The 5263-nt window shown below is 38.9% G+C and carries 5 protein-coding genes; 4 read left to right on the forward strand and 1 reads right to left on the reverse strand.

The window, feature by feature from the left end; translation table 11 throughout:
- Window positions 1–1016, reverse strand: a 1016-nt coding sequence (locus R3333_RS12215) for a VCBS repeat-containing protein (protein WP_318959060.1), incomplete at its 3' end; no start/stop codon positions are given.
- Window positions 1017–1352: 336 nt separating this feature from the next.
- Between R3333_RS12215 and R3333_RS12220 the strand changes: the two genes are divergently transcribed.
- The 4 genes from R3333_RS12220 to R3333_RS12235 all read left to right on the forward strand — a co-directional run.
- Window positions 1353–2690, forward strand: a complete 1338-nt coding sequence (locus R3333_RS12220; RefSeq protein WP_318959061.1) for an NAD(P)/FAD-dependent oxidoreductase — start codon at window positions 1353–1355, stop codon at window positions 2688–2690.
- Between the two features lie 4 nt (window positions 2691–2694).
- Window positions 2695–4308 carry a 4Fe-4S binding protein gene (locus R3333_RS12225; RefSeq protein WP_318959062.1) on the forward strand — a complete coding sequence of 538 codons (1614 nt, stop codon included), beginning with the start codon at window positions 2695–2697 and terminating at the stop codon, window positions 4306–4308.
- Window positions 4309–4351: 43 nt separating this feature from the next.
- Window positions 4352–5053 (forward strand): glycosyltransferase family 2 protein, encoded by a 702-nt coding sequence (locus R3333_RS12230; RefSeq protein ID WP_318959063.1) that lies wholly within the window; start codon window positions 4352–4354, stop codon window positions 5051–5053.
- Window positions 5054–5064: 11 nt separating this feature from the next.
- A partial coding sequence (locus R3333_RS12235) for a hypothetical protein (protein ID WP_318959064.1) occupies window positions 5065–5263 on the forward strand: 199 nt, incomplete at its 3' end.

The following is a 5263-nucleotide window of genomic DNA, read 5'->3' on the forward strand; positions in this document are numbered from 1 at the left end:
CCCTTTGCATTGGCACCTACCACTAAATCTTTTATTCCATCGTGGTTTACATCTAAATAATAAGCAGCAGGGAAGATCTGTAAATTCGCGGGTGTGGTATTGCTTGGGAAGTTTAAATCGAAACTGGTCATGGCTGAGTTTTGATTGACAGCTGTACCACCATTGGTAACCAAAACTAAATTTTCGTGAGAAACATCACCGAGTACTAAATCGTAAACGCCAGAATTATCAATGTCTATAGCCAAAACAGTAGAACCTGAATGTCTGTTGCCACGTTGAGGGTTGGTGACCCAAGTTGTGCCATCGCAGGGTGGGTTGGTAGAATTTAAAGTAATACTGTTGTCTGTATTCCCTTCCTCAAATTGACCCCAGCATTCGTTATAGATTTCAAATTCTAGCGAATCAACGTTTCCATAATTTTCGATAGATAAGTTTTTATGGTACTCCACGGTTCCTCCGCTGTTACTAAATGTAAGTATGTCCATATCTCCGTCGTGGTCCACATCGACTAACGCAGGGATATCTGATGAACTGACAAAAAGCGTAGCTGGCCCTCCGTTGTAGATTGATTTTAGCTCACTTTTAAACAAATCAAAACTCAATTGATTCCCTGAACTCGTATTTTTATAAACACGTACACCTCCAATACCGTAGGTAAAAAGATCGAGGTCGCCATCATTATCGTAATCGAAAGTAGCTAAGCGGTAGCGGATGTCTGGAGGTAACTGAATTTCTGCTTTGTACTGGTACCTGTAGTGAGGATTCCCATTTTGAAAGCTTTTGAGGAAAAGTTGAATCTGATTGGAAGACCTATCGAATACCAACAAATCATCAAAACCATCTCTGTTAAAATCTAAATGAGAAAACTGTGCGTAATTTAAGCCACCCGCCCATGGATTGGAAAGTGTATCGCCGTTTATTTTTACTTGAGCAAAAGGGTTGTATTTAAAACCCAGTTGAGCTTGAAGTGAGTTGACAAGCGTAAGTACAACAATAAAAGCGATTAGTTTTTTCATGGATGCAATGATTTCTAGCCTTGAAATTACAAAATCTCTAGCGTTTTAGATGTCATTTTGAAGGAAGTGAAAGGTTTATTGAATGAAAGGAGAGGAATAATCTGTTAGGGGGAGGAACGGCACAACTTGATAGGGAGTTTTAGTGGAAGCCTTTGTGCAAAGCGACCAAAGAAGCTTTGCTGAAAGGGTCTGACTACTTAAACGATTTGAAAGGCGTACAGTGGATGACCCGACTCTCGATGAAAAATCGAGAGAACAGCCGGCTAAACAACTAAATTTATTTAAGTATTTTGTAAGCGTCTTGAGTATTAAACGTCTTTTGTATAAATGAGCACTATGGAACACATCGTAATTATTGGAAATGGTATTGCAGGAAGTACATTGGCGCGACATATTCGCAAGCTTTCTGACAAGCGCATAACCATGATTTCTGCAGAGCACGATAATTTTTTCTCGCGCACAGCTTTGATGTATGTGTACATGGGACATATGAGATTTAAAGATACAGAGCCTTACCCGAAATCTTTTTGGGAAAAGAATGACATTGCTTTGTTACACGATTATGTGAAGTGCATAGATGTGGAAGGGCAGGAGCTTTCTTTGGAAAAAGGCGAACGTTTGAAATATGATAAGCTGATCATCGCAACAGGGTCTTGTCCGAATAAGTTAGATTGGCAAGGTGTAGATTTAATTGGTGTACAGGGTTTGTATAGCAAGCAAGATTTAGAGAGCATGAAAGCCAATACACAGGGTATAAAACACGCCGTTGTTGTGGGAGGAGGATTGATAGGTGTTGAAATGGTAGAGATGCTTTTATCTAGAAATATCAGCGTAGACTTTATCGTTCGCGATGATCAATTTTGGAGGAGCGTTTTACCTGAACAAGATGCTGCATTTGTTTCTAATCACTTGCGCAAACATCATAATTTAAAACTTCATTTATCGGAAGAGCTGGATGAAATTTTAGGGAATGATGCTGGAGAGGTAAGGGCCGTAAAAACCTTACATGGAGAAGAAGAAATTCCATGCGATTTTGTAGGTTTAACCATAGGTGTTCATCCCAACTTAGCGGTTCTGCAAGGAAGTGATATAGCTGTGGAAAAAGGAGTTTTGGTAGATGAATATCTAAAAACAAATCAAGAAAATATTTACGCCATTGGCGATTGTACCCAACAAAAAAATCCTATGCCGGGAAGAAAAGCCATTGAACAAGTTTGGTATACGGGAAGGATAATGGGAGAAACTCTGGCACAAACGATTTGTGGGACTCCTACGAAATACAGTCCGGGTAACTGGTTTAACTCTGCGAAGTTTTTTGATTTGGAGTACCAGACTTACGGTTGGGTGCGCTCAGAACTTCAAGCAGATGAGGAGGAGTTTGTCTTTGAAGATAAAAAAGGAAAAGTGTTGGTTCACTTTGTTTACGATAAAAAAAGCAAAGCCTTGAAAGGAGTGAATACTTTCGGGTTGCGCTTGCGACATGAAGTGTTTGACCATTGGTTAACGCAGCAAACGGAGATAACGGAGGTGCTGTCTAACATTGAAAGTGCTGTATTTGATCCTGAATTTTTCACACGTTATGGTGCGGAAATTCTTACAGCCTTTAATGAGGAAAAGAAAATGAATATTGCCCTGAAATCTAAGAAATGGTGGCAGAAATTAATTCAAGCTTAAGAAGATGGAAACGAACTATTCATTAACAGGTGATGCAGGTCAATATTTAAATACTTGGCAGAAAATTGGTTTGGGGATTACTGGACTTGGACTTTTTATTGTGGTATTGTACTGGGGAAACTGGAATTCGCAAATCGAACCCTCTTGGTTTTTCTTTCCCTTGATGATTGCTTCTTTTGTATTGGGAACTGGTTTCTATACTTGGGGGGCTTATAAGGGAGCTCCGGCCGGAATAAAAAATAATGGTGTATACTTTAATCCCTTGACCAATAGAGGAAGTTTGGCTTGGGTTTCGGGAGTTTTACTTACACTGTTTTATGTGTGTTTATATTGGTTTCCTGGACATCTCGGATTAGGCATGGGAGCCAATGGTACAAATTTAGGATTGGTTGCACTCTTTGATGGTTTGAGTCATTTGTTCAGGAACAAAGATGCCGATCAATGGTTTGTGTATGGGACCTTTTATACCCTAGCCATAGTGTTTTTAGGAGTAAAATTCTTGGTGAAATACAGGCATAACAAATATCAGATAATACGAACGATAGTGGTGATGTTTTCTCAATTGGTTTTTGCCTATTTCCTCCCTTTTATATTAGAAGCTTTAGGAGCTAACGATGGCGGTTATTACAACTTGAATCCTGTAAATTATTACCCTTTAAATTATTCTTTCATTACGCCAGATCGTATAGACCCTATGGTGGCAGATGTGAACCAACCCATAGGAATGGCTTATTTGGTTTGGGGTATCATTGGCTTTTTAATCATTACTCCAGTAATTACTTATTACGTCGGAAAACGTTGGTATTGTTCATGGTTTTGTGGTTGTGGTGGATTAGCAGAAACTGCAGGAGATAGCTTTAGACATTTGTCGGATAAATCTGTGACCGCTTGGAAAATTGAAAGGTGGGTAATACACAGTGTAATGGTTTTTGTGTTTATCATGACCCTGGCGGTGATGTATACCTATTTTCTTAACCAGGAATTTGCGCTGCAATTTATTGTGCCGAGTAGAGGCGCGGGAATGTTCATCTTATTCGGATGGGTAGCCTTGGGGTTAATCGCCTTTTTATTCCTGTACTTTAAAAACAAAGGGAAATCAAGAAAGTACTTATTGGTTGGAGCTGCAATTTTTACTTTTTTAGGAGTACTGATGTTGGTGAATTATTCTTTAGGGAACCATCAAGCTTTTGGTATTGCTTCCTATAAAATTAAGCAGTGGTATGGTTTTTTTATTGGTGCTATTTTTTCCGGAATTATAGGTGTAGGATTTTATCCACTCTTAGGAAATAGAGTCTGGTGTAGATTCGGCTGTCCTATGGCTGGGTATATGGGAATTATTCAACGTTTTAAATCAAGGTTCAGAATTACAACCAATGGAGGTCAGTGTATTTCTTGTGGAAATTGTTCGACCTATTGTGAGCAGGGAATCGATGTGAGATGGTATGCCCAAAGAGGTCAGAACATCGTTAGAGCGAGTTGTGTAGGATGTGGAATTTGTTCTGCAGTTTGTCCTAGAGGGGTGTTGAAATTAGAAAATGGACCAGAAGAGGGTAGAGTAAATGATAATCCTATTCTCTTAGGAAATGATATGCCCCGCATGAATCCAAACGTAAAATAAAGTTACCTTAGATTTTTAAGGATGAAAAGTAAGCAAGTGTAGCATGAGGAATACTCCCATTATTAACGTGGTTATTCCTGCGTTTAACGAAGAAAAATCTATTGCGAAAGTAATAGGAGATATAGATAGAAATTTGGTTGACGAGGTAATTGTTGTAAATAACAATTCCACAGATAATACCTTAAAAGTTGCCCAGAATGCGGGCGCTGTAGTGTTAACGGAAAAACGCAAAGGTTATGGTTATGCTTGTTTATTGGGGATAGAAAGAACCCGTGCAAATACAGCAGATATTGTCGTTTTTTTAGACGGAGATTATTCTGATTATCCCCAGCAAATCAAAGAAGTTGTAACCCCTATTTTAGATCAAGATATGGATATGGTGATAGGTTCGCGTGCCTTGGGAAACCGTGAAAAAGGGTCTATGACTCCACAACAGGTTTTTGGAAATTGGCTGGCTACGCGCTTAATGAAACTCTTTTATGGAGCAAGTTTTACAGATCTTGGACCTTTTAGAGCTATCAAATCAACGTCATTGGAAAAATTGAAGATGGCCGATAAAACTTATGGTTGGACCATAGAGATGCAGATTAAAGCGGCTAAGCATAAGATGAACTTTTGTGAGGTCCCGGTAAAGTACAGAAAACGTATAGGTGTTTCTAAAGTCAGTGGTACCGTAAAAGGAACGGTGATGGCGGGGATTAAAATCATAGGAGCTGTTTTCAAGTATAAATTCACCAATAAATAGAAAAGATAGGAATGCGTTTAAATTTTTTATTTGAATGGGGAACAGCCTTTGGAAAAGAATATTTCTGGGGTGAGCTTTTGGCGACACTTATTTTGGTGAGTTATCTGTTGCTTCTTTTTTTAATATTCATGTATGGTGTTATGCAACTGCGTCTGGCTATTGCATATAGAAAATCTAAGCAAGGAACTAAAAGTGATGCGCCTTTAGATC

This window comes from Lishizhenia sp. (assembly GCF_033720595.1).
Lineage (GTDB): Bacteria > Bacteroidota > Bacteroidia > Flavobacteriales_D > Crocinitomicaceae > Lishizhenia.

What these genes read in the sequence shown, in the direction of transcription:
- R3333_RS12225 (WP_318959062.1), top strand. Translation starts at nt 2,695, where the DNA reads ATGGAAACGAACTATTCATTAACAGGTGATGCAGGTCAATATTTAAAT.
- R3333_RS12230 (WP_318959063.1), top strand. Translation starts at nt 4,352, where the DNA reads ATGAGGAATACTCCCATTATTAACGTGGTTATTCCTGCGTTTAACGAA.
- R3333_RS12220 (WP_318959061.1), top strand. Translation starts at nt 1,353, where the DNA reads ATGGAACACATCGTAATTATTGGAAATGGTATTGCAGGAAGTACATTG.